Source organism: Methylomusa anaerophila (genome assembly GCF_003966895.1).
Lineage (GTDB): Bacteria > Bacillota > Negativicutes > Sporomusales > Sporomusaceae > Methylomusa > Methylomusa anaerophila.
This window is the reverse complement of record NZ_AP018449.1, coordinates 1,783,254-1,806,583: the sequence shown is the minus strand read 5'-3', so window position 1 is coordinate 1,806,583 and position 23,330 is coordinate 1,783,254. Positions and strand designations below refer to the sequence as shown.

The following is a 23,330-nucleotide window of genomic DNA, read 5'->3' as shown; positions in this document are numbered from 1 at the left end:
TTATGCCAAACTTTATATGAGCACCAATAAACTACATTAGAAGGAGCATCGGCCATGCACTCTGTCTCACCCCGGCCCTTCGCCGTCGCTATTCACGGCGGAGCGGACCAAATGAGCGAACTTACCCCCGACCGTCTGGCTAAGTACCATGAGGGCCTTGCCGCGGCCCTGCAGACGGCTCTCGATATTTTGGCGGCAGGCGGCGCCGCTCTGGATGCGGTGGAAGCCGCAGTACAAACCCTGGAGGAAGATTCTCTGTTCAACTGCGGCAAAGGCTCGGTATTCAACCACGCCGGCTTTCACGAACTGGATGCGGCCATTATGAGCGGCACCAACCTGGCCTGCGGTGCGGTGGCGGGCCTGCGCACGGTAAAGAGCCCCGTTCATCTCGCCCGTCTGGTTATGGAGCGGTCGCCCCATGTATTCATGGCCGGCGGCGGTGCGGAGGAATTCGCCGACGCCATGGGCGTGGAACGGGTCAACAACAATTATTTTTCCACCGATCTGCGTTACCAGCAATGGCAGAAGGCGCTGGCGGCAGGCAGCATACTGCTTGACCACGGCGGCAGCCGCCAGGAAAAGCTGGGGACCGTCGGCGCCGTTGCGCTGGATATGGCGGGAAACCTGGCGGCAGCCACTTCTACCGGCGGCATAACCAACAAACATTTCGGCCGGGTGGGCGATTCTCCGGTCATCGGCGCCGGTACGTACGCCAACAACCGCACCTGCGCCGTTTCCTGCACCGGCCATGGCGAGGAATTCATCCGCCGGGCCGCGGCATTTGACATTCATGCCCAGATGGTATATGCCGGACTAACCCTTAAGCAGGCGGCGGATAACCTGATCTACACCAGCCTGCCCCCAGGCAGCGGCGGACTGGTTGCCGTCGACAGGGACGGCAATATTGCCATGCCGTTCAACACCACCGGCATGTTCCGGGGCAAAGCCGGTTCGAAAGAGAGTTTCTGGGTGGGAACCTACCCGGATTAACCGCCAGTATCCTTGCCATGTCTATTGAACGGGGGATGCCGCACTCGTCAATGTTTTAACAGAGGTTGCTTACCACTAAATTATCTTAATGAAAGCGCTATTTCCTCACTTGTCCGGATCTGACCTATTCTTGGAAAGATATATTTACAAACATAGTCGTGCTCTTCTTTTGTTGAAGCTGTCATAGCATTTTCCACAAAAATTTGATTGTAAGCATGTTGATAAGCTTCTCTTGCAGTAGTATCTACGCCAATCCCAGTGGAAATACCGCATAATACAATAGTATCAATCCCGCGACGACGCAACTGTAAGTCAAGATCGGTACCATAGAACGCTCCCCATTGCCGCTTGGTAATTACATGCACATTTCTAATATTCGCCAGTTCAGGTACAAGATTATCCCATCCTTCTTGGAACTGCACCGGATTGGCTTTCAGATCCACCCGTGGCTTAAACATGTCTTTTCCGTCAACGGACGAAACTCTTACCAGAACTACAAAAGCGCCCTTTGCTGTAAACGCATCGACGAGCCTGGCTGTATTCTGAAGCACCTGCGCCCCCGTATACGGTGAAAGCTCCCTGTTTACAATCCCTTTTTGCAAGTCAATAACTACTAGTGCTGTTTTGTCTGCTTTCAGCAGTTCGGTTGCTGCTGATTTTAAATCTTCCATTTTCATCTCTCCTCGTATAATAAGTTTTGTAGGCAATAATCCGCCATTGTTTACAAAGCTTATTTTATTTTTTACTACCCGGATTTGAATCCCCTGATGCTAAAATATTCGTAAGAGAATTTAGCAAAGGTAACGTCTGATCTCTCCTGCAAAACCTTTTGGTTATTGCTTATAAAGCGTGACGCCTGCCTTATTCATCCAATACCGCTAACACAGATGTTGCGTCTCTGGGCGAAAGCTTTCCAGCAAGCTGCTTTCACAGATGAATGCTGATTATGCGAGGGTGCGGTCAGTGAGTAAGATCAGGGTATTCCTTTCTATCTTCCCTATTTTTTGCCAAAAAGGAGGTGAAGTTTTATGAAGAAGGCGGATCTTCTTTCTACTTTATTTGTGGGGATTGACGTAAGTTCCCGAGAAAATGTCGTCTGTGCTATTGATTACGAAGCACAGAAACTTCTGCGGTTTTCTGTACCGAACAATCACCCGGGAGCCATTGAAATGGCCGAAAAACTTCATGCCTTCCTTTATGGAAACCGTGACATCAACAAGCTGATGCTTGCTTTGGAGTCCACATCTTTCTACGGAATTCATATCGCCAATTATTTGTCTTCCTGTGAGCTGTTAATGCCATTTCATACTCACGTTTATTGTTTGAACCCCAAGATGATTGCCAATTACAAAAAATCGTACATCGACTTAGGGAAAAACGATGCTGTTGACGCTTTTGTAATCGCTGATTTTGCCAGAGTCGGCCGAATTACTACTGCGCCTTGGCGCGGCAGCCAGTTTCTTGCTCTGCAACGCCTGACCCGCCATCGTTTACATATCGCCGCTTCGCTTACTCGCGAGAAAACCTATATGCTCTCGAATATATTTCTTAAATTCAGTGAACTTTCTATGCTCCACGAAGATCAGCAGCCGTTTTCCGACCATTACGGTGCTACGGCCTCTTCGGTTTTAACCGACTTCCTCTCTACCGAGGACATTGCCAATATGCCGCTGCAAGCACTGATTGATCATATTGGCCAAAAAGGTAAAAACCGGTTTGTAAATCCTGGCCATACAGCCTCTTTACTTCAGCAGGCAGCTCGCAATTCTTACCGATTGGATAAATGCCTATATGAACCTTTAACCCTCTCTATCGCCTCATCTTTCAACCTTATTTCCGCTTATGAGTCCGAAATAAAGGCCATTAATAAGGCAATTGAAAAAAACCTCAAGGGGCTTGACCCAAATGCTTATCACTCTCTCTTGTCCATTCCTGGCATCGGCCCGGTTTACGCTGCCGGCATCATTGCTGAGATTGGCTCCATCGACGCCTTTAACTCTCACAGTGCTCTTGCTAAATATGCCGGTCTTGTTTGGCGTGAAAATCAATCCGGCAATTTTAGGGCTGACGACACCGTTCTTTCAAAAGCTGGCAATTCCTACTTAAGATACTATCTAATTGAAGCTGCCAGTCATGTTAAGAACCATATACCGGAATACGCAGCTTTTTACCACAAGAAATACGATGAAGTTAAAACTCATCAGCATAAACGCGCACTCGCACTTACTGCTCGTAAATTTATCCGGCTGATTTTTGGATTGCTGGCCAACCATCAGCTTTACTCTAAAAGTAGAGTAAGCCAAATTTAACGACTTCCATTTTTTAACTTTTTTCTCCTTCTTGAGGAAAGAGCTTATTAGATTTACCCTTTTTTGGCGCATTGCTTACGATATTTATTTTTTATGAGCTTGACATATTACCAGATTGCTAATTTTATTTTCTAAGTTTTTTTATACACTTTAAAATAAACCCACACTGCATTGATCAGCAATAATGTACTTGTAATGAAAAATACATATCTGATACCCCAGTAGGCTGCCACTTGCCCACCTAAAACAGAACCGCCAAATACACCTAAGTACTGTGCCGATATGTTAAAACCAAAAACCCTCCCAGTGAGAGAAGCCGGTGTAATTTTCTTAATCAAAGTATTCACAGAAGGATTCAGTCCTGCCATCGCTAGGCCTAATAGAAAGCGAAGCATCATTAACTGCCAAGGATCTTTCACAAAGCCCTGCGGTATGAAAGTAAGGCCGGCCACTGCGAGGGCGATTAACATAACTTTCTGTGCTCCAATCTTATCAGAAAGGCTGCCTAATCCTGGAGCAGCAAGTATATTGGCCAGACCTGAAGCGGAAAAGGCCATCCCAGCTATTAGAGCAACATGATTGGTAGTGCTGGATAATTGGGTTACATACACTGTGATGATTGGTTCTACGGAATATAACGCCAAAGTTAATACAAAAGAGGTCGCAAACAGGATAGTGATTAAACTTTTATTGGGAATAGCATTCCATACTTCCTTAGCACTAATCTCCTTTTTGTCTTGGCGGATAAAAACTTCCTTTACAAAACAAACGGTGGTAATAAAGGCAATCAGCATCAGTGCACCCGTTAGAAAAAATACATTTTGCAGCCCCAGGTTCTCTCCCACATACCCGCCAATCACGGGTCCAAGCAGCGAACCTGCAACATTTGCCGTCGAAAGTGTACCTAAAGCCCATCCCGCATGTTCCATATCTGTCTGGGTGGCAATCAAAGTAGTACAGGCTGTGCTATACCCCGTTATCACCCCCTGCAGCAACCTCAGTCCGATCAATTGATATACATTTTGGGCGAACCCCATACTGAATATAACGACTGCCATGCCAAGGCTCGCCCGCAGGAGCATTGGTTTTCGTCCAAACCGGTCAGCAGCCTGGCCCCAGATTGGTGAAAAAACAGCGGATATGATAAAGGTAATGCCAAAAGCAATTCCTGAAAATTGCTCAATTAGCGCTGTGTCGTGTATCCCGAGACGATCTATATAAAGCGGCAACACTGGTGCGATCTGGCTCATTCCCACGCCTGTTACAAACATCCCAAACCAACAAACAAGCAAATTTCTTTCCCAAATCAGCATGGATACAAGCCCCCCTTCTGCTAAGTTTCATTCCTCTGTACATGAAGAATTGACAACAATATCTTAACCCGGCAGATAGGCTCTATACCATGCACTATATTAGACTCCATGGACATTTTTGCTGTAAAATTTCGAAGGACTTATTCCTTCAATTTTTTTGAATATCCGGCTAAAGTAAAATTCATCTGTAAAGCCAAGCGCCTGTGCCACTTCTTTTATTTTTTTATCACCCTCGACAATAAGTTCTTTGGCTTTATCAATCTTTATTTTATTAAAATATTCAATTACACAATATCCCGTTATTTCTTTAAAAGCCTTTGACAGGTAAAAGGATGACAACTGCACCTTCTCTGCTAATGCAGGCAGGGTCACTTTATGATTTATGTTTTGATGCATGTATTCAATAACTTTTTCTACTTTTAAAGAAGTCGAGTAATTTTGATTTTGCCTACTTTTATTTCGATAAATTGCAATTAATAGCTGCTGCAGAGACGTCCTAGTGATAAACTCATATCCCGGAAGTTTCATAATCCAACTATCAACTAATTTTTTAAATATATCCTCTATAGAATAATAATCCTTTAATTCTTGCGCAGGCTGTAATGGAAGTATTTTCACTTCGCTTCTGATAGCCCATTTGCTGTCGTTAAAGCTTACGTAAGCATAACTAAAATGTACGGATAAAAAGCACATAGGTTCTTTAATATCTGTTTCTATTGAATGTAAAACATCCGGGGATATGTAGAACAGCATACCTTTTTTAACTGGATATCTTTTTTCTTCAATTATAATGCTGCCACTCCCTCCGCTAATAAAAATGAGTTCATGGTGCTGAAGTGTTCTGGTAATTTTACGCTGATATTTCCTATATTCATTAGATTGTCTGCAATTACAGTAATGAATATGAAAAAAGAGATTTTTTACGTACATTGACTTCCTCCATGCTTCATTGATTGAGAACTCACTGTCGGCACGAATGTCTCATAAATTCTATTTCTAGTATACAATAGTAGATCCGCTTTTTTTCTAAAGAATCGCAGGAAAAATAGTATCCCATCGCGAACATTAGCAAAAATTGCATTATTATGAGGAGTAATATTATGGAGCGAAAGTACGAGTTTAGTTGGGATCTATTGGGAGATGTTAAAGAAGGCCGGCCTAATCTGGGACCTATGGTTAGAACGGAGATCTACCGTCTGATGCAGTTTTGCTTTCGTGATGTGCTGGAAACTAATTATGGCTCAGAGACGGCAGACAAGTTATTTTATGAATCTGGAATGCTAGCGGGAAAACAATTTTATCAGAATGCCATGAACGAAGCTGAAAATTTCAATGACTTTATCAAATCTTTGCAATCCATTCTTGCGGATAAAGCGATTGGTATTTTACGCCTAGAAACGAGCGATTTTGAACAAGGAAAGTACGTGCTGAGCATCTCGGAAGATTTGGATTGTTCCGGGTTACCTGAGCTGGACTATCAGATATGCGTATATGATGAAGGTTTTATTGCCGGCCTCTTAGAAAGCTTTACCGGTAAGAAATTCACGGTAAAGGAAGTAGACTGCTGGTGTACCGGTGACCGTACCTGCCGGTTTGTCGCTAAAATTTGCAAGGAATAAACCTGCTTTCGGAAAGGGTTATTAAAGTGAGTACGGAATTAAAAGGCGAAATTGATGAGCTGATCAAACAATTAAATGACTTGACACAAAATAAGGTTTTTCCCGCAAAACTGTCCGAGTATTCCGATAAATACCCGGGGATTAGACAATTGGCGGAGGACCTTTTGGCTCTTCGTGAATTTTCCTATGCGTTATCCGAAGGAGACTTATCGCAAAAGATAAATTTGCGCGGATATTGGTCTGGATTATTAAAAACTTTACAATCGAATCTCCGGCATTTGACATGGCAAACTGGTATGCTTGCCTCGGGCGACTATAGCCAACGCGTTGATTTCATGGGAGATTTCTCAAGCTCATTTAATTCCATGATTATACGCTTGAAGGATGCGACCGAAAAAGAACAAAAATACATTGCCGCGCTTGAGAAAAACCAAGCGATAATTAAGGAAAGCGAACAAAAATACAGACTAATCGCCGAAAATACTGATGACGTGATTTGGTTTTTAGATAATAAAATGATTGTCCGCTATATCAGTCCTTCAATTGAAAGGCTGTTGGGGTTTACTGTCGCAGAGTTTAAAGAAAAGCCGGTAACTCAAACGCCGCTACCATATTTACAAGACGTCTTTCGAAAGGCGATCGACGTATTTATGGAAAATGATAGCGCCCCGCTCTCTTTCCTTATAGAATGGGAGCAACTCAGTAAGAATCGAAACATGATCTGGCTGGAATCATCAGTAAGTGTTGCCCGCAATAGTGACGGCGATATCATTGGATTCATCGGTGTTACACGAAACATTAGTGCACGAAAGAAAGCCGAAAGCCTTTTACAACATACCTATGAACGCCATAAGCAGCGTGATTTTTTTAACCAGCTTGCCACTCGAAACGACTGTAACTATTCTGAAGTTCAAGATTCGGGCTGGCAGAATAAGATATATATTCCCGAAAATTTTTCTCTTTATTTTCTCGCTCTCGACAATATTGATATACTTTCTAAGAATGAAGACAATATATATCGCAAACAACAAATTACTGATGCCTTGGTAGATCATGTAAACCGGAAGAAAAATACTATTGCTTGGGAAACCACTAAAGGAGTGGGTATCATAAGCCCCGTCTCCCTTGCCGCTTCCCGCAAAGACAAAGAACTGGACATAGCTGATGATTACATTAAGTATGTTTCAACGTATTTGCCAGATCTGCCCGTTAACATTGGAATCGCAAATTACATTGATGGCTGGTCAAACTTTGCCAATCGTTTAAAGAACGCCGAAACATCCGTACAAATTGGCAAGCAGGTATGGCCGGACAAAAAAAAATATCACTACGAAGACTGCGGGGTTTATCGGGTTCTTGCCCCCTTCGCCCTTACGGATGAGGCGGCAGCCTTTGTCACTCAGATGATCGGGCCATTGATGGAATACCCTGATTTAATTGAAACACTGGAAAAAATCTTAGCGGGCTTGAGCTTTAAAGAAATAGGCGCACAAATGCATTTCCACCATAAAACCATCCAACTTAGAAAACAACGAATTGAACAGATATTAAATGTTTCTCTCGATTCTTACGAAACACGCCTGAATCTTGCAACAGCTCTTAATCTAATGAAAGTTTTAAATCACTAACATGCAAGCTGCTGTTTGCATTCAACTAACTAAACCGGCGACGCTTATCAAAACAAGAGTAAAACAAGGGACAGGCGTATTATTTCTGAGAATAAGCTAGCGATAGCGGGGATGGATAAAATATGCTCTCCAAAAATAAGGAGTGCCATTTTGGCACTCCTTTTACATAAACTTACTTGTTAATCGGTTATTCGTCTGGTTCGTAACCAAAGCAATTGCATTTTAAGTAGTTATACAGCATCGGGCTTGCCTCTCCATCCAGAGCCCTACTATATCTTAAACTTACTGACGGCTTGCGTTAAGTCTGTGGCCATTTGCGCCAGGTTTTGACTTGAAGCTGCAATTTCCTGCATGGATGCAGCTTGCTCTTCGGTCGCGCCGGAGATTGTTTGCGATTCTGCCGCCGATGCCCTGCCAACGGCCTCAATTTCTCGAACGGCGGTGAATAGAGACTGATTGCCTTCAGCCATCTGGTTTATAGCTCCAGCGATATCTTTGATTTGTCCAGATAATTTGAGAATTGCTTCGACAATATTCTTAAAGGTTTCTCCTGAGCTATGAACCATTAGGATGCCTGATTTGATACCTTCCGCTCCAGTTTGGGAAGCGGCAACGGCACGGTCCATGTTGATCTGATTTTGCTGTATAAGGCTATCGATCTTTCGTGTGGCCAAATTTGATTCTTCCGCTAACTTACGGACTTCTTCAGCCACAACCGCAAATCCCCGTCCCGCTTCCCCTGCTCTTGCCGCTTCAATGGCAGCGTTTAGGGCAAGCAAGTTGGTTTGGCTGGAAATAGCGGCAATCAAGGTGACAATTTCACTGATTTCTTTAGAGCCTTTGCTTAAGTCACCAATAGCAGATTCAAGTGCAGCCGATTCTTTACCGATTTCATTCATTTGCTCCTCAGTCCGCTCTACTGACTGACGTCCTTGTTCCGCTGATTGTACTGTAGAATTGGCAATAGAAGACACCTCTTGCGCGGTAAGGGAAATTTGCTCGGTTCTTGCCGACAATTCTTGCGCTACTTTGACAACTTGGCTAGCTGCCGCTGCCTGTTGCTCTGAACCGCTGGCGATTTCAGCGATGGAACTGGCTATCTGGTTGGACGCATCCGCCGATTGATGAGCGCTTGCGGTTAACTCTTCACTGGATGCCGCCAATTGTTCGGCTTGAGACAATACTTTTGCAACAAGTGCATAGAGGCTGGTTCGCATTTCTTTGAAACCTCTGGTTAATTGCCCAATCTCATCCTCACCATAGGCGGAAACATTGATTGGGCGTTCTCGCAGATCGCCCTGCGCCAACTGGATGCATTCATCTCGAATCAGCGTGATAGGGGCCGCAATACGTTTGCTTATAATGAAAATGAATACAACAGCCAGCAAGATGCATGCTAATGAGCCCCAGAGCATGGAATGTTTTAATGCACTTAATTCATGGGTTGCTTCGGCTTCCGGCGCTGTTACCATCATAAACCAGCGCTGGCCGCCTGGCAGATTGATAGAGGTAATGGTCCCGATTCTGTCGATGCCGTCAACAAATTGATATTTGCCGCGCACCGTCTTACCTGAAGCGACAACTTCTTGAACTAGCTTTACCAGACGGTCGTCAAGTTCGGATTGCTGTAGCTTTAATTCAGAATTGATCTTCTTTTGGGCGAGATTGAGCTTGCCTTGCATTTCGGGGAAACGGGGATGTACGATGACCGTACCATTGGAATCCAGTACCAATGCATACCCGGTATCCTGGAATTTTGCTTCCTTGACCACCCCGTTCATTTTATCTATCGAAATAGAACCAGTCAGTACGCCGGTTAATTTCCCCTCATAAAGGACCGGAACAGCAACATTTATTCCTGCTTTTCCGGTTGTCCTGCTCATCTGAACATCGGAAACAGCCGGTTTTTGGGTTGCAATGACTTGTTTAAAATATTCACGGTCGCCCAGGTTGACGGTACTGTTGTCTGGTCGCAGAGCTTCACCATCTGGCGCTATATATGTTATATTCTCCAAAATGTCGAGCCGCTTGCTACAATCAGATAAAGCGTCTCTAAGTGCTTGCCTGTCAGTAGGATCGTATATTCGTTTAAGACCTGCGAATGATTCTAACTGAACCTTGGCACTGTATACTTGACCTGCAACACGGGAGGCGTAGTCTGAACTGATTGCTTCCACTGTTTTATCAACGCTTTGGCTCAGAGCCTCTTGGGAAAGATAATAACTTATCCCGCCTAATGCTCCAAAAGCTAGAATAAAAAAGGGTAATAAGATGATAAGTAACTTGGTTTTCATACTGGTGATTTTCATAGAATAAAACATCTCCCATCTAAATATAAGTGCTGTCTTTGTTCTCTGTCAGCAATTATTTTGATTTTTCAAACTCAGTTATTTTGATTTTGATAACTGAGTTTTTTAACATTTTTGCTTTATACCCGATGCTGGTAGAATTAATGCAGCATATTTGTAAAACATTTACATTCTCCCCCCTTCTAAAATGACGAAGTAGGTTTATTAATTAGAAAAAAAACAAATTTTCATATGAAGCCAACAATAGAAATATCTCTGTTTATTTCCAAATCAATAAATTTTCCATCCCGTGTGCAAACAGTAGGGTACGCATGGTTCCTTTGATAAATAATTTCGGCTTCTTCGCCATCACTTAGCAGTACTTTTGCCCCCATAAAATAATTTAATATATTGCGTAAAAATGTTATGCAAATGGCGGGATCAAGCTTGCCAAAGGTTTCTTGTTTTATTTCTTCGATCACTTCGAAAGGTGTTCGCTTTATATGGTAAACCCGATCTGATGTCATAGCATCATAAATATCTGCAACAGCTATTATTTTTGCAAAAGGATGAATTTGTTCCCCGCTTATCCCGAAAGGATAGCCTGTTCCATCAATTTTTTCATGATGCTGCAATACTCCACATAATATACTTTCATGAGCTCCAAGTTCTCCCAGAAGCATTTTATAGCCTTTAATGGTATGATTTTTCATGATTTTCATTTCTTCGGGCGTTAATTTGGCCGGTTTATTTAATATTTCAAGCGGTATCTGTGTCTTGCCGATATCATGCAATAACCCGGCAAAAATTAAGTCCTTTAATTCTTCTCCTGACATTCCCACCCATTTTCCTACTATACCGGAGATAATTGCAACATTGATGGAATGACGAAAAGTATAATCATCCTGTTTTCTTACGATTTGCAGATAACTAAGGACTCCCGTCGTATCAGCCATTAGATCAATGGAAGTATCAGCCAATTCTTTCATCTGCATCAAGGGAACTTCCTTAAAATATCGCATAGTAGAAAAACAATTGTCAATTACTTGAAGTGTATCGTCATAAACTGCATCAAAAGTTTCAACACTCGCCAAAGGGGTAGGTGCTTCCTCTGCTGTATTTTCTGCAATCTCTACGAATTCCAGATTCAAAAGTTTCAGTTTTTCTATAAAGGTATCTGTTAAAACGGTACCTTCGGCCAGAATAACTTGACCGCTCTCTTTTATTATGGATGCTGCAAGTTTCATGCCCGGTCTAGCATCTGCAGTAGGACATTTTTTTCCGTTCATACTTTTTCTTACCTCACCTGATATTAGCGCCGCTGTTTGCCAACAAATTACGAAACTTAAGCTAAAATAATTATGCCACTGGTTGGTTAGTTAAACAATCTCCTGGCGAGGAAGACTTTGAAAAGAAATATTATCCGCCACTATCCTAATGAGATAGTTGTGGCTAATATTTTCATAAAAGCTGCATGGAAAGTTAAGATGAATTGCAAAAAAGGTTGGCAATTATTGTTTATTAAATATTATGCAAACAGGAATAACTATGAGCATCTTTTTACATAAGATATTTACTTATATTGCCAGTCGTTATTAATTCATTATACATATATTTCACTAATAGTGCAATAATTTATTAAAATTTTATTTCACCATAAGTGAAAAGACCTCTGGCAAAAAGGCCTCTATAATTTTGTTATAGAGGTGAGCCCACTTATGAAAACTAGCAATGACGAACGATATCGCCAAATTGCTAAAAAAATCGTCCATTACCGCATTCGCAAAGGACTTTCCCAAGAGGAGTTGGCAGATAAAATTGGCATCAGCAAGAGTTATTTATCTAAGATAGAAGCACCGAATTCCACAAAAGCTTACTCATTAGATGTGCTTTTTGCTATTGCAGATGGTTTAGAAATTGATATAGTTCAGTTTTTTATGCCACTTGAAAACAAAGAATAGAGCGATATCTCAATAAAACCACATGAGATATCGCTCTTATTTTTATAAATATGCAAAGATCAATAGAGCAACGTCTTGTCATAGGGACAGTTCTTATGACATAATCCAACGTTATACTTCATGTCATCAGAACTGTCCCCGTGGCAATTTCTGGTGCCACAAATTGAATGAATGCCAATTTTCTCACGGTTGAATACCTTTAGCACACCAATATGGGCTAACGCCCTCACCGCGCCACCGCATAAGGCCAACCCTATTTTTTTCACAGCAAACATCCCTTCTTATGTGAATATTTTTATCCCGGCTTATTATAGCTTGCCAAAAGAATCTTTATCCGAGCGAAAGTATGTATATTCTCCGTCAGTAGCCGGGTATATAAAAGATGAAAGGCTATGCAACCGTAACGCTGTTTCTTTAGGAGAGGTTATCTATGTTTGGCAAAAAGATACGCCATATCAATCGATATCGTGAGATTGCTGCCGCCCTGCTCAATCATGGTTTTGACTATATTGTGGAAGAAATAGGCTTGCCCCAGAGCATCCCCTATGGTCACCGCTCCCATCCGGTAGTTGGCAAAAACAATACCGGCGGCTTAGGCGAACGCATCAGACTGCTGCTTGAACAATTGGGTCCAACCTATGTTAAGTTAGGACAAATTGCCAGCACACGACCGGACCTTCTGCCTGCTGAAATCACTGCGGAGTTAGAAAAACTGCAGGATGACGTCCCCAGTTTTCCCTTTAGCGAAGTACGTACTTTGCTAAAGGAAGAATTGGGGGCCGACCTTGAAGAACTATTCCAGCAATTTGACCCGGAGCCACTAGCGGCCGCTTCCATCGGGCAAGTGCATCGGGCGCAATTAAAAACCGGTCAACAAGTAGCGGTGAAAATTCAACGTCCAGGCATTGCTGCCATGATCGAAACCGATTTAGAAATTCTGCGTGAGCTGGCTGTCCTGGCAGAACGTCGTTTTTCCTGGGCTGAGACGTATCAACTGACGGATATGATTGATGAACTCGCCAAGTCACTCCTCGTTGAGTTGGACTATACTATTGAAGCTCGCAATGCCGAAAAATTTCTGAAGCACTATCAAGCGGATCCCACTATCTATATTCCAACAGTATATTGGGAATGTTTTTCGCAAAAAGTGTTGACAGCAGCCTATGTTGAGGGAGTAAAAATAAGTGAGCTGGAACAGTTAGAACAGCAGGGCTACAATCGCTCCCACATAGCGGAGCACTTTGCCAAAGAAATTTTTCAGCAAATTTTTATAGCAGGATTTTTCCATGGCGACCCTCATCCTGGCAATGTGCTGGTATTGCCGGGCGAAACTATCGCATTCCTGGATTTTGGCATGGTTGGCCGCCTCAGCTCTGAAAAAAAATATCATTTGGCTTCTCTCGTTATTGGCTTAATGCGGCAAAACTCAGCAGAGTTGGCCCAAACGATTTTCCGCATGGGAATTGTTCCTGACCGGGTCGACCGGACGCAGCTCCACGATGATATTGAGTTGCTAAGAGAAAGATACTATGGAGTTCCCTTAAGTCAAATCAGCCTGGGTGATACAATCATTCAAATTTTTGCAACCGCACAGAAACACAAAATAAAGATGCCAGCCGACCTTGCATTGGTAGGCAAAGCGTTACTGACCATGGAGGGAATTGTTGAAAGACTGGACCCGCAGCTTAGCATACTTACTGTCGCGGAGCCTTTTGGGAAAAAATTATTACGGGAACGTCTCCATCCCCTAACTCTGGGCAAAATGGTATGGCACACCATAAGTGATTTTAGGGAATTGATGCTGAATCTGCCCCGCCATGTGCAGGAACTGAGCACCGTAGTAAAACATGGCCGATTACGTCTAGAGATCATCATACCGGATATGGAGTATAGTTTAAAAACCATCGAACGGATTAGCAACCGGCTGTCCTTCGGCATCATTTTGTTGGCCTTCAGCATGATCATGGCCAGTGTCATTATCAGTTCCAGCCTCGTCGGCCAAGTTTCCCCGCTTTGGAATATTCCGGTACTGGAGATTGGGTTTGTCATCGCTATGATCTTGTTTATTTGGCTGTTGTACGCCATTATCCGGTCAGGCAAGCTATAAATTGCAGCCTGTTTCTATGCATCTATTATATGCCTCCAGTGGGCAAGGCAATACGTATTTGTTATCCCGCAGTTCTTTCTCGTTGTTATACTTTCCTATAGAAAAAAGACGTTACGAAAACTTCGTAAAGCCTTTTTTCATGGCGCCCCCGGCAGGATTCACAGCTGCGCCGTCTTGATTTGTAGTTAAATCTTCGTGGCGCACGGGACGGTCCTTTGACTCATACAACTCTCCACTCCCATGAGGTGCCCTAAGTCGGTTCTTTTTACATATCGCGGCCGCAAGGGGTTCGAATAATTTACTTAATTGCCACAGAAGCAATAAAAATGGCTAAAGTCAAAAAGCATACTTCAATATCTTTTTCCTAGAACTTGTCGTTTTTAACACGAATTTACCAGACTGTCTTTGTCCCATCTTCCATATGGCTAGGCTTTTGTGACATTTTCTTAAGAACTACTATATTTCTGATTGCGAATCCAATACTTACGATTCCTATGAGATAAAACCAAGGATTATTGGAAAATGAAAAATAATCGCTGACCAATACCCACATATTAAGTGGGGTGAAAGAGTTTATTGTACCAAGAAGTATCACAATAGCCAGCTTATATGAAGCACCAATCTGTGTTTTTCTTTTCTCCCAGTAAAAACCGGGTGCGATGGCGATTAATATATTGGTAAAAATAAACCATTTAAACATATAAGGATCATTCATAAATACCCTAAACAGGTTTACAACGCCTATAAAAATTATGATCTGACCGATCACTCTGAACCATGCTTCTTTTACTGAAACCGGTTCATCATGCAGATGTCCCCAAATTTCCTGACGTTCTACGTAGATGCATTTATACAGGTTATATACCTCAAATAAATTCCATATTACAAGTGCAACGGCTGCTGCTGTGAAAAACCAAAAACCTCCAGTTGTTTTTGAAGCAAGTGCAAATACGATAGCGCCCATTGAATCGTGTGCAAAATAAAAAGTATGCATCCATACAGGATAGGGCGCACTCTTTTCTCTCCTTACCAACTGAAAACTATATATATATTCTATATATCCTAAGAAAAAGGTAAGTAATGCAATACCCAGAACCAAATCAAATTGAGGGTTATCCGGACTAAATGCGTAGGTGAAATCTTCCAATGAATAATTACCCGGATAGAATGAAAATAATTTCTCTAGCATAAGTGGACCTCCTTAATAATCTACAGTCATTGATTATTCCCCATGTGTGTATTATAATTGATTTTAGAATGAAATCAATTATAATATATTAGATAGTGCGTATTAATCTACAAAACTACCAAAATTGTAGATTAACATAGGAGATTAGCGTGAAAAATACTTCGTAGTCGCTAAAAAATGGCACACCCAAATAGATATCGTCTTTATTATCTTAAACAGCTATAACCCATTTGGGATTGGCAACAGTAATGCGGATAGAATCCTCCAAAAGATTAAACACTGGAACCCAATACTTTTCGGCTGATTCCATACAAACGTCAAAGCAGTTGCTGTCGATTAACAACTGCTTTGACGTTTGTATGGAATTGTTGAAGGTGGAAAATCTAGCTTATCTTCTCCTCGGCTTAATAATAATAAACATGGTGAAGTCGCACATCTTTTTTATTACTATTTGTGCCGCCAGTGACAGCGGCGGAATGGAGAATTATCATGAATAGAATTGACCGTAGAATCGTTAAAACGAAAGAAGGCATACGCAAAGCTTTTTTACAGCTCATTCCAAGCAAAGAATTCCATCTGATTACAGTTACTGAGTTAGCAAATTTAGCAAACATAGATCGAAAAACATTTTATCTTCATTACAATTCCACTGCCGATATTTTAAAAGAATTTGAAACCGAACTGGCAGGCAAAGTGCTGATGCTACTGAAAAAGAACCAAACTTTTGATATAAATTCTTTCTTTCAAGGCCTCAATAAAATTATGATGGAGGATATCGGCCTATATCGCCGTATTTCGGAAACCACTTCTTATGCATTCCTCCAAACAGAATGTAAGGATATACTTAAAAATACCATCAAGGAATCTTTTTATACCAAGTCTGGCATGTCTGCTGAGAAATTTAATGTATATGCAGAATATATTGCTTCAGGTATTGTAGGTATATATACCAACTGGCTTAGTTCCATCTCTGAAATGTCCTTGGAAGAGCTGACAGATACAGCGAAGGATGCAGTATCAAACGGATGGAACAAAATCATAATATAGTGGAAATCACGCTTTTATACAATCCTATGATACATAGGGACAGATTCCTCATCCCACTTGGGTATTTTATCACCTCTTAGCTACTTATAGTTCTTTTATCCTTGGGACAATGTACCTGTCCTGTAAATAAAAATATCGCCTAAACAAAAGTCTAGGCGAACATAACTCAATCCCTAATAGGCGTAACCTTATCCCAGAAACATCTATTCAATATATACGGAACACCGTCAATCATTTCCCTGAGGGGCCCAATTATGCCAACTAATTCTTTTGTATTCCTTACCATTGCGTGAGCTTTATCTGTTAAAATATGGATTAAATTCGTTGGTATAAACCTCATTAGATGTTACTTTCTTTTTAATTTCACCAAATTCCGTTAGCTGATCAATCCATAGCTGAACAGTCTCATCCTTGATAATAGCATTTGGGGCAAAATGACCCTTCTTAATCCATTTAATATCTCTACCAGCTCTTTTAGCTGTAATTTCAATAGCCTTTTCCGGATTTTCATTGATCCAATTGTTGGTCTTGGCCACAGCAGCGACAAAATGCTTGACTACATCCGGCTTTTCTTTAATAAATTGCTCAGAAAAATAAAACGGTGCCCCGCCGCCATTGCTACCCCAGACATCATAATCGCTAAAGAGTACTTTAAACTCTCCTCTTTCCGCTATAAAATCAGGTGTTTTACTGAATCCCGCCACATCAATATCTTTCTGACGCAAAGCCTGCTCCATCTCCGGTTCTTTCATTACCAAAAATTCTACTTTATTTTTGGGATCAGCTATATTATGTTGCTTCATATAGCTATAAAGCAAGTATTCATTGATACTTCCGGATATGCGCGTACCTATTTTTTTTCCAATAAGATCTTGAGCTGTTTTAATTGGACTGTCTTTTAAGGTCACATATACCAAAAAGGGTAATTTTTCAGTAGTTTCATTACCTGCCGCCACTGCCTTAATTTTAGCTCCTGCGGCAATGCCGGTTATGGTCCTGCTGACATGGTGTATCCCACCGACATCCATTTTCCCCGCCACAACGGAAGCTATCACTTGAGTGGACGGGACCACTCCGGCATATTCCAGTTTTATCCCCTCTTCAGCAAAGAAGCCCATTTCCTCTCCCACAAAATAGACCGACGGAACTGTAACTTCCGCAGGGGTGGAAACTTTTATAATATTATACTGTTTTTCATCAACTGTTTGGACATTATTCCCTTTCTCGCGGAATGAACACCCCTGTATGATAAGGATAGCTGCCAAAATGAGTGCCATACTTATGATCATTTTATATTTGCTGCTATTTTTCATAATAGAATTCCCCTTTATATTGTACTCAACAAAGATTGTCGGCAGGTACAAATAACCCCTTATCTTTTTATGATTTACAACCCCAGGTATTGGTTTTTTAGGCAAGCATCTCCGTAAAGGCCTTAATTCTGGTCAGTATTTGCCCACTGGGAGGCCCTATTTGAAAAGTTCCCTCCAGGTTAATACTTGGAATCCCTTGCTTTCTGAAATGATCTCCCCACATTTCCCTGGCAATCGTGCTGTAAGAGCAACCAAGATAACCATATAAAATCAGCCCGCGGGCATTTACTTTCTGGGCTTCCTTCTCAAGTACCTGCTGTACATAAACGGAAGCTCCGGCGTCCTGATTGCCCAATACATGCCGGGCTAATGCTTCTACCGGCGGGATATCCTCCCGGCAAATATTAAATGGATATCCCCTAAAGCCTAGTAAAGCTCCGTCTGCCTGGTCAATAACTTCAAAAACACCAAACTCTTGCCCGGCATTCCCCACCCAAACCAATGGAATAACTCTTTTCAAATCTTCTTCATTGACCGGGGCATTTTCTAATTCTTCGATTAATAAATCCAATACCTTTTCATATTCCTCAGGCTTGCCAAAATAGCCCGCATTCAGACCGGTAAGCAAAAAAATAGCCGGCAGACTGCGCATATAAAAAGGGTTGCCTATTCGCAATTCCAAGATTTTTCGCACTTTGGAAATTAATTGGTTCTTACGTTGTATCTCTTGCTTTAATTTATCTTCATCAATCTTTCTACTGCCGGTGAGCCATTCCACGGTATCATAAATTTGCCGGATAAAGAACTCAACCAAATTTTCAAGTTCATCTCCCTTCATCCCGGGAGCACGATAAATCACATCAACCGTATGAACATCATAACCAGCTTGTTTCATCAGTTCCAAAGCCAGATTAAATGGTTCACAAGCCACCCCCGCCCCCAGGATTCGGTTAATACTCTTGCTTTTTCGTTTATGCCACTGGCCGACTGTGCATTTCACCATAGAACAGGTTTCCGGCGGAAACTGGTAATATTCCTCACCAATACGCATCGTCTCAAAATCACTCAGACGTCCCATTTCACTAAAAGCAACCGGTATGATGCCGCAAGAATATGCCAGTGGCACTTCCCAGCCGTTAGTCCTGCTCCAGATAACTTTTTTCCCTTCTTTATAGGCTTTCTCAGCATCTGAAATATAGGAAGTGGAAAGATCAAACAATTTTCCTATGGCCCGTGAATAACCATGAATCTCATTTTTACTATAAATAAGATAATCCACGGGGCTTTTAATATCTTCAATCTGCATGTGATCGGCTTCTCCTCTCTTGTTATATTTAATACAACGCTAATGCGCTTCTTTTAGCCTTACTGAACCTGCTCTTTCTCCCAACACCTCAATAAATGCTTCCAGTCTGGTTTTCAACTGACCTTGGTCGCTAGCCGAATAGTCAATTGGCAATTCCAAAACCGGAATGCCCAATTTTTGATAATGTTTAAAAAATTCATGTTTAATCATGCCATAGCAAGGACAGAACTTCAGATACACGTATAAAATACCATCCACATCATATTCTTTAGCTAACTCGCCTGCTATATCAACGCTTTCTCCCAGGGGCTTCATCCGTGTACAAGGGGATTGATCCAGATAACCTTCAGCCAGCGCTTGATATGGATCTCCTTCTTCATTGATTGTATGCAAAATATTTCTCACACCGGTACAATGGTCTTCCACCACAATCCTTGCACCGATATCATCTTCGATCAATTCCAGTAAGCGGCGGTCGCCGTCTGCCACAATGCCGCCGGCCATCATCAAGCGGATTTTGCGTTGTCCCTTATTCGGCACAGCTGCCAGATTGTCATAGATCCGTCCGTACAACTCCAGTAAGCCTTGCGGCGGCAAATAGTGGTAGCCCTTAATCAATTCCAAAAAGTCCTTGCCGGTAATGGGTGGATTTTCCCGCTTGCGTAGCTCAGATATTTTTTTCAACAGCACTCGCACCTTATTGTATAATTTGATTTGCTCACGTACTGCTTCTTCGGTAATTATATTTCCGGACAATTCTTCCAGACTTTTTTGGAAATGAAGAATCACTGTCCGGTAATAGTCGCGCGAAGAATCTTTATGGCGCAGGCGTGGTAATGTGTATATATCTGATGGTGCAAAGAATTCCCCGATTGCTTCTCCTACTTTCTTAATACAATCGCATGTGTAGAAAATATAAACTTTATCGAGGGATTTATATAAGGCATCATTTTCTTTAAAAGCTCCCAGTATACTTTTCGTAAAGTCACAAAATACGCTTTGAGTAATTTGCTCCCCACTAGCCACAACCTCAGTATTGCCCATTTTAAACAGCCTTGCATGCGCTATCCCTGCGGCATTTATTAATTCCAGCGGTGTATATGTGCATAAATAACCAACCTTCTTTTGCCCGCCGGCACCGTGGATAATCGCTTCATGATGCTGGGCAATCCTGCTTTCCAAAGCAGTAAGGTCCAGTCTGCGATTTTCCCTTTCCGCTTCTCCTGTCTGCATCCCTCCTAAATAGTAATTGTGAGCATAAATGGCCGCCCCCAGTGCGCCTGCATAAATCGCGTCCAGTTTAATAGGACTGACCGGGCTGCCAATTACTTCTTCAATTGCTTTTTTCATGCCAGCATTATTGGATACCCCGCCGGAAAAAGCCAGCCCCGGTTCCAGTCCAACCTGACTTAACAGACTACGCACTCTCCGGGCGGCAGCATAATGAATACCGGCAGCAATATCCTCCCGCAGCTCACCTTTAGCCCGCCGGGAAATGACCTCCGACTCAGCAAACACCACACATTGACTGCTTACATCCGATAACTTCTGTGCTTTAAGGGCTTCTGTCCCCAACTCATCCAAATTATAATCCAACAGCTGCGCGACTTTCTCTAAGAAGCGTCCTGTACCCGCCGCACATTTGTCATTCATGACAAATTCCACCACACGGCCAGTTTCCGGATCGACTTTGATGGCTTTAGAATCCTGACCGCCGATATCAATAATCGTCTTTACTCCCGCAGCCAGATAATGTATACCCATGGCATGACAGGAAATTTCTGAAACAATCTGGTAAGGATTGTCAAACTTCATGGCTACACGTCCATAACCAGTCCCAACGATATAATTTATATCTGTTTTGTTTAAACCGGATTGTGTCAGCAGGTCTGCCACCAATTCATTCGCCGTTTCCTGCATGTCAATGCCTGTCAGAATTGCCGCGGTATATAACTCATCATCATGAAATAAAACTGCTTTGGCTGTACGGGAACCAATATCAATCCCAATCACCTTAATTTTTTGTATATCACCCGCTATTTTCTGGTCCAATACCTCAATAATCTTCATGCTGACTTCACTCCTTTTCATCTGCAGCTTTTAAAAAGATCGTTTGTCGAGTTGATTTTTCTAAAAGACTACCGTTTTATTTACATAAAAAAGAAAAGGCCCTATCGCCGGATCACCGGAGATATAGCCTCTAGTTGTTTCTGCTAGTCAACTATTATTTTAATTATTCTATAATTAAAATATGTTCTTGTCAATATTATTAAATTATAACTACATAATTTGCCTGAGGCCTGAAGCTTGAAAAACACACATTAGCGAAGTTTTTCAACAGCCTGGCAGGGGGCGAAAGCGTTTTACCCGGCCAATGGATGGAAAAACTATTGGACATTGTACATGCCGTTGGCCTGCATGTAATGGAACAGATCCTCGCCGTGCTGTTGCTCTTCTTTTTGGATGTGGTTAAACGTTTGGCGGATATTGCTGTCGGCAAATTCAAAAATGGCGGTGTCGTAGACGCCGGAAACGTATTTTTCCGTCATCAGCATATCGTTGTGTTGTCTAGGGGACAGTTCTGATGACATAATCCAAGGTTATACTTCATGTCACAAGAACTGTCCCCATGACACTCTCAGCGTAAGTTGTTTGAAGTACTTAATCGCAGAAGCCAAAAGAAGAGCCGGATGCCTTAATAGGGCAAGTCCGGTCTTTGAGGGGTGCGCGCCGTGAGGGATGTGCTTCTACTCGACCCAGACAACGAGGGATTTTCTATAAATATCGGTGGTGTAAAACAACTTACTATTTTATCGATTGACATGTATCGCAAAAAACCGCGCATGTCTTACCTTCCTGCATATGCTCTGCCCCCCATTCGGCTAGCTTGATCAAGGGCGGGATAATGCTTTTCCCTTTATCGGTCAGCGTGTATTCAACTCTAGGCGGAATTTCATTGTACTGCTCTCGATGGATAATACCAGATGCCTCCAATTCTTTTAGCGACTGCGACAGCATCATATTTGTTATACCTGTCAGTTTGCGCTTGATACTGCTATACCTTGTCGGTAGACCGTTGGCAAGCATACAAATTATTGGTAGCTTCCACTTACCACCTATAACATCGACAGTAAAACGAAGCGGGCAAAGCTGATTCTCCGCGACATATGTTTCATCCATAACCTTCTCGCTCATATATAGTCTCCTATCTATGGTATGATTTTTCATACTTTATCATTATAATATGCGTACTTGTATTTAACTGAGATTATAATAAAATAATATCATAAGCAATTCAAGAACAAAAGAGATATTATAAAGGAGCGATCTACAATGAAAGAGGTTTTGAGTTTTTTAATAACAAACAAGGTATTTTATCTTGCGACAGCCGGCGGAGATCATCCACATGTTCGACCACTGGGGTTTGTAATGGACTACAACGGAAAGTTAGCTTTTAGTACTTCTAATCAAAAAGATATGTACAAGCAGCTTGTGGCTAACCCCCATGTGGAAATTTGTTGTGTTGACGCCGAATTCAATACCCTCCGCGTTCGCGGCAAGGCGGTGTTCTGCACTACTGAGGAAACACAACGAAAAGCCTTGGAAGTAATGCCTTCTCTCGGTAACTTATACGCCGTGGGCGATGGAAAGTTCGAGATATTTTCTTTAGACAATGTCCAGGCAGTATACCAAACTATATCGGGTGAAAAAAGATCATTGACAGTTTAAACAACACCAAGGGATATTATGGTCGTAAATTAAGCGTCAAGTCGGTAAACACCAAAAGAGTCATAATTACTTTATCCAGAAGCACATTGTTAGGAGGCTGGAGAAATGACATTGGATTTGTTATTTCGCTTTACAATTGCCGGTGCGACTTGTACCGGGTGTTACCTGTATTTTGGGAGAAAGGTTGTGTTGTCTAGGGGACAGTTCTTATAATCCAATGTTATACTTCATGTCATCGGAACTGTCCCCATGGCACTTTTCGGGCAATCAAAAATTTTGCGCGTAGATAGTTTAGAGGCTCAACATTGTAGTATTTTCACTACTTGTTGAGCCTTTTTGCCCCGCAAAACTTCCGATTGAACCCTGCTAGAACCGTCCTTAGACTCGCACATCGCTCTCTTAGCGCAACAGCCCCCCTCGGTTATATCCCGTATCAGTTCGCTAACTAAAAGGCGCCTCGCCTTCCACGGTGATGAATATCAAGAACAGGATAATGAGGAGGAGGACGATAAGCAGTTCCCAGTCCCACCG

20 protein-coding genes are annotated in these 23,330 nt (G+C 42.2%); 9 read left to right on the top strand and 11 right to left on the bottom strand.

All coding sequences use genetic code 11. From position 1 onward, the window contains the following. Positions 1 to 54: 54 nt before the first annotated feature. The gene (locus MAMMFC1_RS07835; protein WP_126307945.1) at positions 55 to 990 is read left to right on the top strand and encodes an isoaspartyl peptidase/L-asparaginase family protein; all 936 of its coding nucleotides are present in this window, start codon (positions 55 to 57) and stop codon (positions 988 to 990) included. Positions 991 to 1,070: 80 nt separating this feature from the next. On the opposite strand, the gene MAMMFC1_RS07830 is transcribed toward MAMMFC1_RS07835, so the two are convergent. Continuing rightward, positions 1,071 to 1,661, bottom strand: coding sequence for an isochorismatase family protein (locus MAMMFC1_RS07830; RefSeq protein WP_126307943.1), 591 nt, complete (start codon positions 1,659 to 1,661; stop codon positions 1,071 to 1,073). 357 nt (positions 1,662 to 2,018) lie between these two features. Between MAMMFC1_RS07830 and MAMMFC1_RS07825 the strand changes: the two genes are divergently transcribed. Then, positions 2,019 to 3,299, top strand: a complete 1,281-nt coding sequence (locus MAMMFC1_RS07825) for an IS110 family RNA-guided transposase (protein ID WP_126307941.1) — start codon at positions 2,019 to 2,021, stop codon at positions 3,297 to 3,299. A gap of 131 nt (positions 3,300 to 3,430) precedes the next feature. Here MAMMFC1_RS07825 and MAMMFC1_RS07820 read toward each other — a convergent pair whose 3' ends face one another. Both MAMMFC1_RS07820 and MAMMFC1_RS07815 read right to left on the bottom strand, forming a co-directional pair. Further along, complete coding sequence (locus MAMMFC1_RS07820; RefSeq protein ID WP_126307939.1) at positions 3,431 to 4,612, bottom strand: multidrug efflux MFS transporter; 1,182 nt, start codon at positions 4,610 to 4,612, stop codon at positions 3,431 to 3,433. 99 nt (positions 4,613 to 4,711) lie between these two features. After that, the gene (locus tag MAMMFC1_RS07815) at positions 4,712 to 5,542 is read right to left on the bottom strand and encodes an AraC family transcriptional regulator (RefSeq protein ID WP_126307938.1); all 831 of its coding nucleotides are present in this window, start codon (positions 5,540 to 5,542) and stop codon (positions 4,712 to 4,714) included. 170 nt (positions 5,543 to 5,712) lie between these two features. Between MAMMFC1_RS07815 and MAMMFC1_RS07810 the strand changes: the two genes are divergently transcribed. Both MAMMFC1_RS07810 and MAMMFC1_RS07805 read left to right on the top strand, forming a co-directional pair. Beyond that, positions 5,713 to 6,231, top strand: coding sequence for a V4R domain-containing protein (locus tag MAMMFC1_RS07810; RefSeq protein ID WP_126307936.1), 519 nt, complete (start codon positions 5,713 to 5,715; stop codon positions 6,229 to 6,231). A gap of 26 nt (positions 6,232 to 6,257) precedes the next feature. After that, positions 6,258 to 7,859: a PAS domain S-box protein gene (locus tag MAMMFC1_RS07805; RefSeq protein WP_126307934.1), complete on the top strand. Its 1,602-nt coding sequence runs from the start codon at positions 6,258 to 6,260 to the stop codon at positions 7,857 to 7,859. Between the two features lie 269 nt (positions 7,860 to 8,128). On the opposite strand, the gene MAMMFC1_RS07800 is transcribed toward MAMMFC1_RS07805, so the two are convergent. Together MAMMFC1_RS07800 and MAMMFC1_RS07795 are read right to left on the bottom strand one after the other, a co-directional pair. Next, positions 8,129 to 10,168: a methyl-accepting chemotaxis protein gene (locus MAMMFC1_RS07800; RefSeq protein WP_126307931.1), complete on the bottom strand. Its 2,040-nt coding sequence runs from the start codon at positions 10,166 to 10,168 to the stop codon at positions 8,129 to 8,131. A 227-nt stretch (positions 10,169 to 10,395) separates the two neighbouring features. Next, entirely contained in the window at positions 10,396 to 11,436 is a 1,041-nt protein-coding gene (locus tag MAMMFC1_RS07795; RefSeq protein WP_126307928.1) for an HD-GYP domain-containing protein, read from the bottom strand. Positions 11,437 to 11,865: 429 nt separating this feature from the next. Between MAMMFC1_RS07795 and MAMMFC1_RS07790 the strand changes: the two genes are divergently transcribed. Together MAMMFC1_RS07790 and MAMMFC1_RS07780 are read left to right on the top strand one after the other, a co-directional pair. Beyond that, complete coding sequence (locus MAMMFC1_RS07790) at positions 11,866 to 12,108, top strand: helix-turn-helix domain-containing protein (protein ID WP_126307926.1); 243 nt, start codon at positions 11,866 to 11,868, stop codon at positions 12,106 to 12,108. Between the two features lie 430 nt (positions 12,109 to 12,538). After that, complete coding sequence (locus MAMMFC1_RS07780; protein ID WP_126307923.1) at positions 12,539 to 14,215, top strand: ABC1 kinase family protein; 1,677 nt, start codon at positions 12,539 to 12,541, stop codon at positions 14,213 to 14,215. Positions 14,216 to 14,606: 391 nt separating this feature from the next. Here the strand turns inward: MAMMFC1_RS07780 and MAMMFC1_RS07775 are convergent, their stop codons facing one another. Next, positions 14,607 to 15,404: a hypothetical protein gene (locus MAMMFC1_RS07775; RefSeq protein WP_126307920.1), complete on the bottom strand. Its 798-nt coding sequence runs from the start codon at positions 15,402 to 15,404 to the stop codon at positions 14,607 to 14,609. A gap of 359 nt (positions 15,405 to 15,763) precedes the next feature. Here MAMMFC1_RS07775 and MAMMFC1_RS21410 point away from each other — a divergent pair, with 359 nt between their 5' ends. Continuing rightward, positions 15,764 to 15,901 carry a hypothetical protein gene (locus tag MAMMFC1_RS21410; RefSeq protein WP_158618685.1) on the top strand — a complete coding sequence of 46 codons (138 nt, stop codon included), beginning with the start codon at positions 15,764 to 15,766 and terminating at the stop codon, positions 15,899 to 15,901. Further along, positions 15,894 to 16,451: a TetR/AcrR family transcriptional regulator gene (locus MAMMFC1_RS07765; RefSeq protein ID WP_126307917.1), complete on the top strand. Its 558-nt coding sequence runs from the start codon at positions 15,894 to 15,896 to the stop codon at positions 16,449 to 16,451. The genes MAMMFC1_RS21410 and MAMMFC1_RS07765 overlap by 8 nt, the downstream gene beginning before the upstream one ends. Before the next feature lie 296 nt (positions 16,452 to 16,747). On the opposite strand, the gene MAMMFC1_RS07760 is transcribed toward MAMMFC1_RS07765, so the two are convergent. From MAMMFC1_RS07760 to MAMMFC1_RS07740, 5 genes are all read right to left on the bottom strand, one after another. Continuing rightward, positions 16,748 to 17,764: an ABC transporter substrate-binding protein gene (locus MAMMFC1_RS07760; protein ID WP_126307915.1), complete on the bottom strand. Its 1,017-nt coding sequence runs from the start codon at positions 17,762 to 17,764 to the stop codon at positions 16,748 to 16,750. A 97-nt stretch (positions 17,765 to 17,861) separates the two neighbouring features. After that, positions 17,862 to 19,070 carry a 2-hydroxyacyl-CoA dehydratase subunit D gene (locus MAMMFC1_RS07755; RefSeq protein ID WP_126307912.1) on the bottom strand — a complete coding sequence of 403 codons (1,209 nt, stop codon included), beginning with the start codon at positions 19,068 to 19,070 and terminating at the stop codon, positions 17,862 to 17,864. Between the two features lie 39 nt (positions 19,071 to 19,109). After that, complete coding sequence (locus MAMMFC1_RS07750; RefSeq protein WP_126307910.1) at positions 19,110 to 21,140, bottom strand: 2-hydroxyacyl-CoA dehydratase; 2,031 nt, start codon at positions 21,138 to 21,140, stop codon at positions 19,110 to 19,112. 317 nt (positions 21,141 to 21,457) lie between these two features. Then, a complete protein-coding gene (locus MAMMFC1_RS07745; RefSeq protein WP_126307907.1) occupies positions 21,458 to 21,661 on the bottom strand; it encodes a spore coat protein in 204 nt (67 codons plus the stop codon). Between the two features lie 214 nt (positions 21,662 to 21,875). Continuing rightward, the gene (locus tag MAMMFC1_RS07740) at positions 21,876 to 22,265 is read right to left on the bottom strand and encodes a winged helix-turn-helix transcriptional regulator (RefSeq protein WP_126307904.1); all 390 of its coding nucleotides are present in this window, start codon (positions 22,263 to 22,265) and stop codon (positions 21,876 to 21,878) included. Positions 22,266 to 22,403: 138 nt separating this feature from the next. Here MAMMFC1_RS07740 and MAMMFC1_RS07735 point away from each other — a divergent pair, with 138 nt between their 5' ends. Further along, on the top strand, positions 22,404 to 22,799 hold the full coding sequence (locus MAMMFC1_RS07735) for a pyridoxamine 5'-phosphate oxidase family protein (RefSeq protein WP_126307901.1): 396 nt from the start codon (positions 22,404 to 22,406) through the stop codon (positions 22,797 to 22,799). The last annotated feature ends 531 nt before the right edge of the window (positions 22,800 to 23,330 follow it).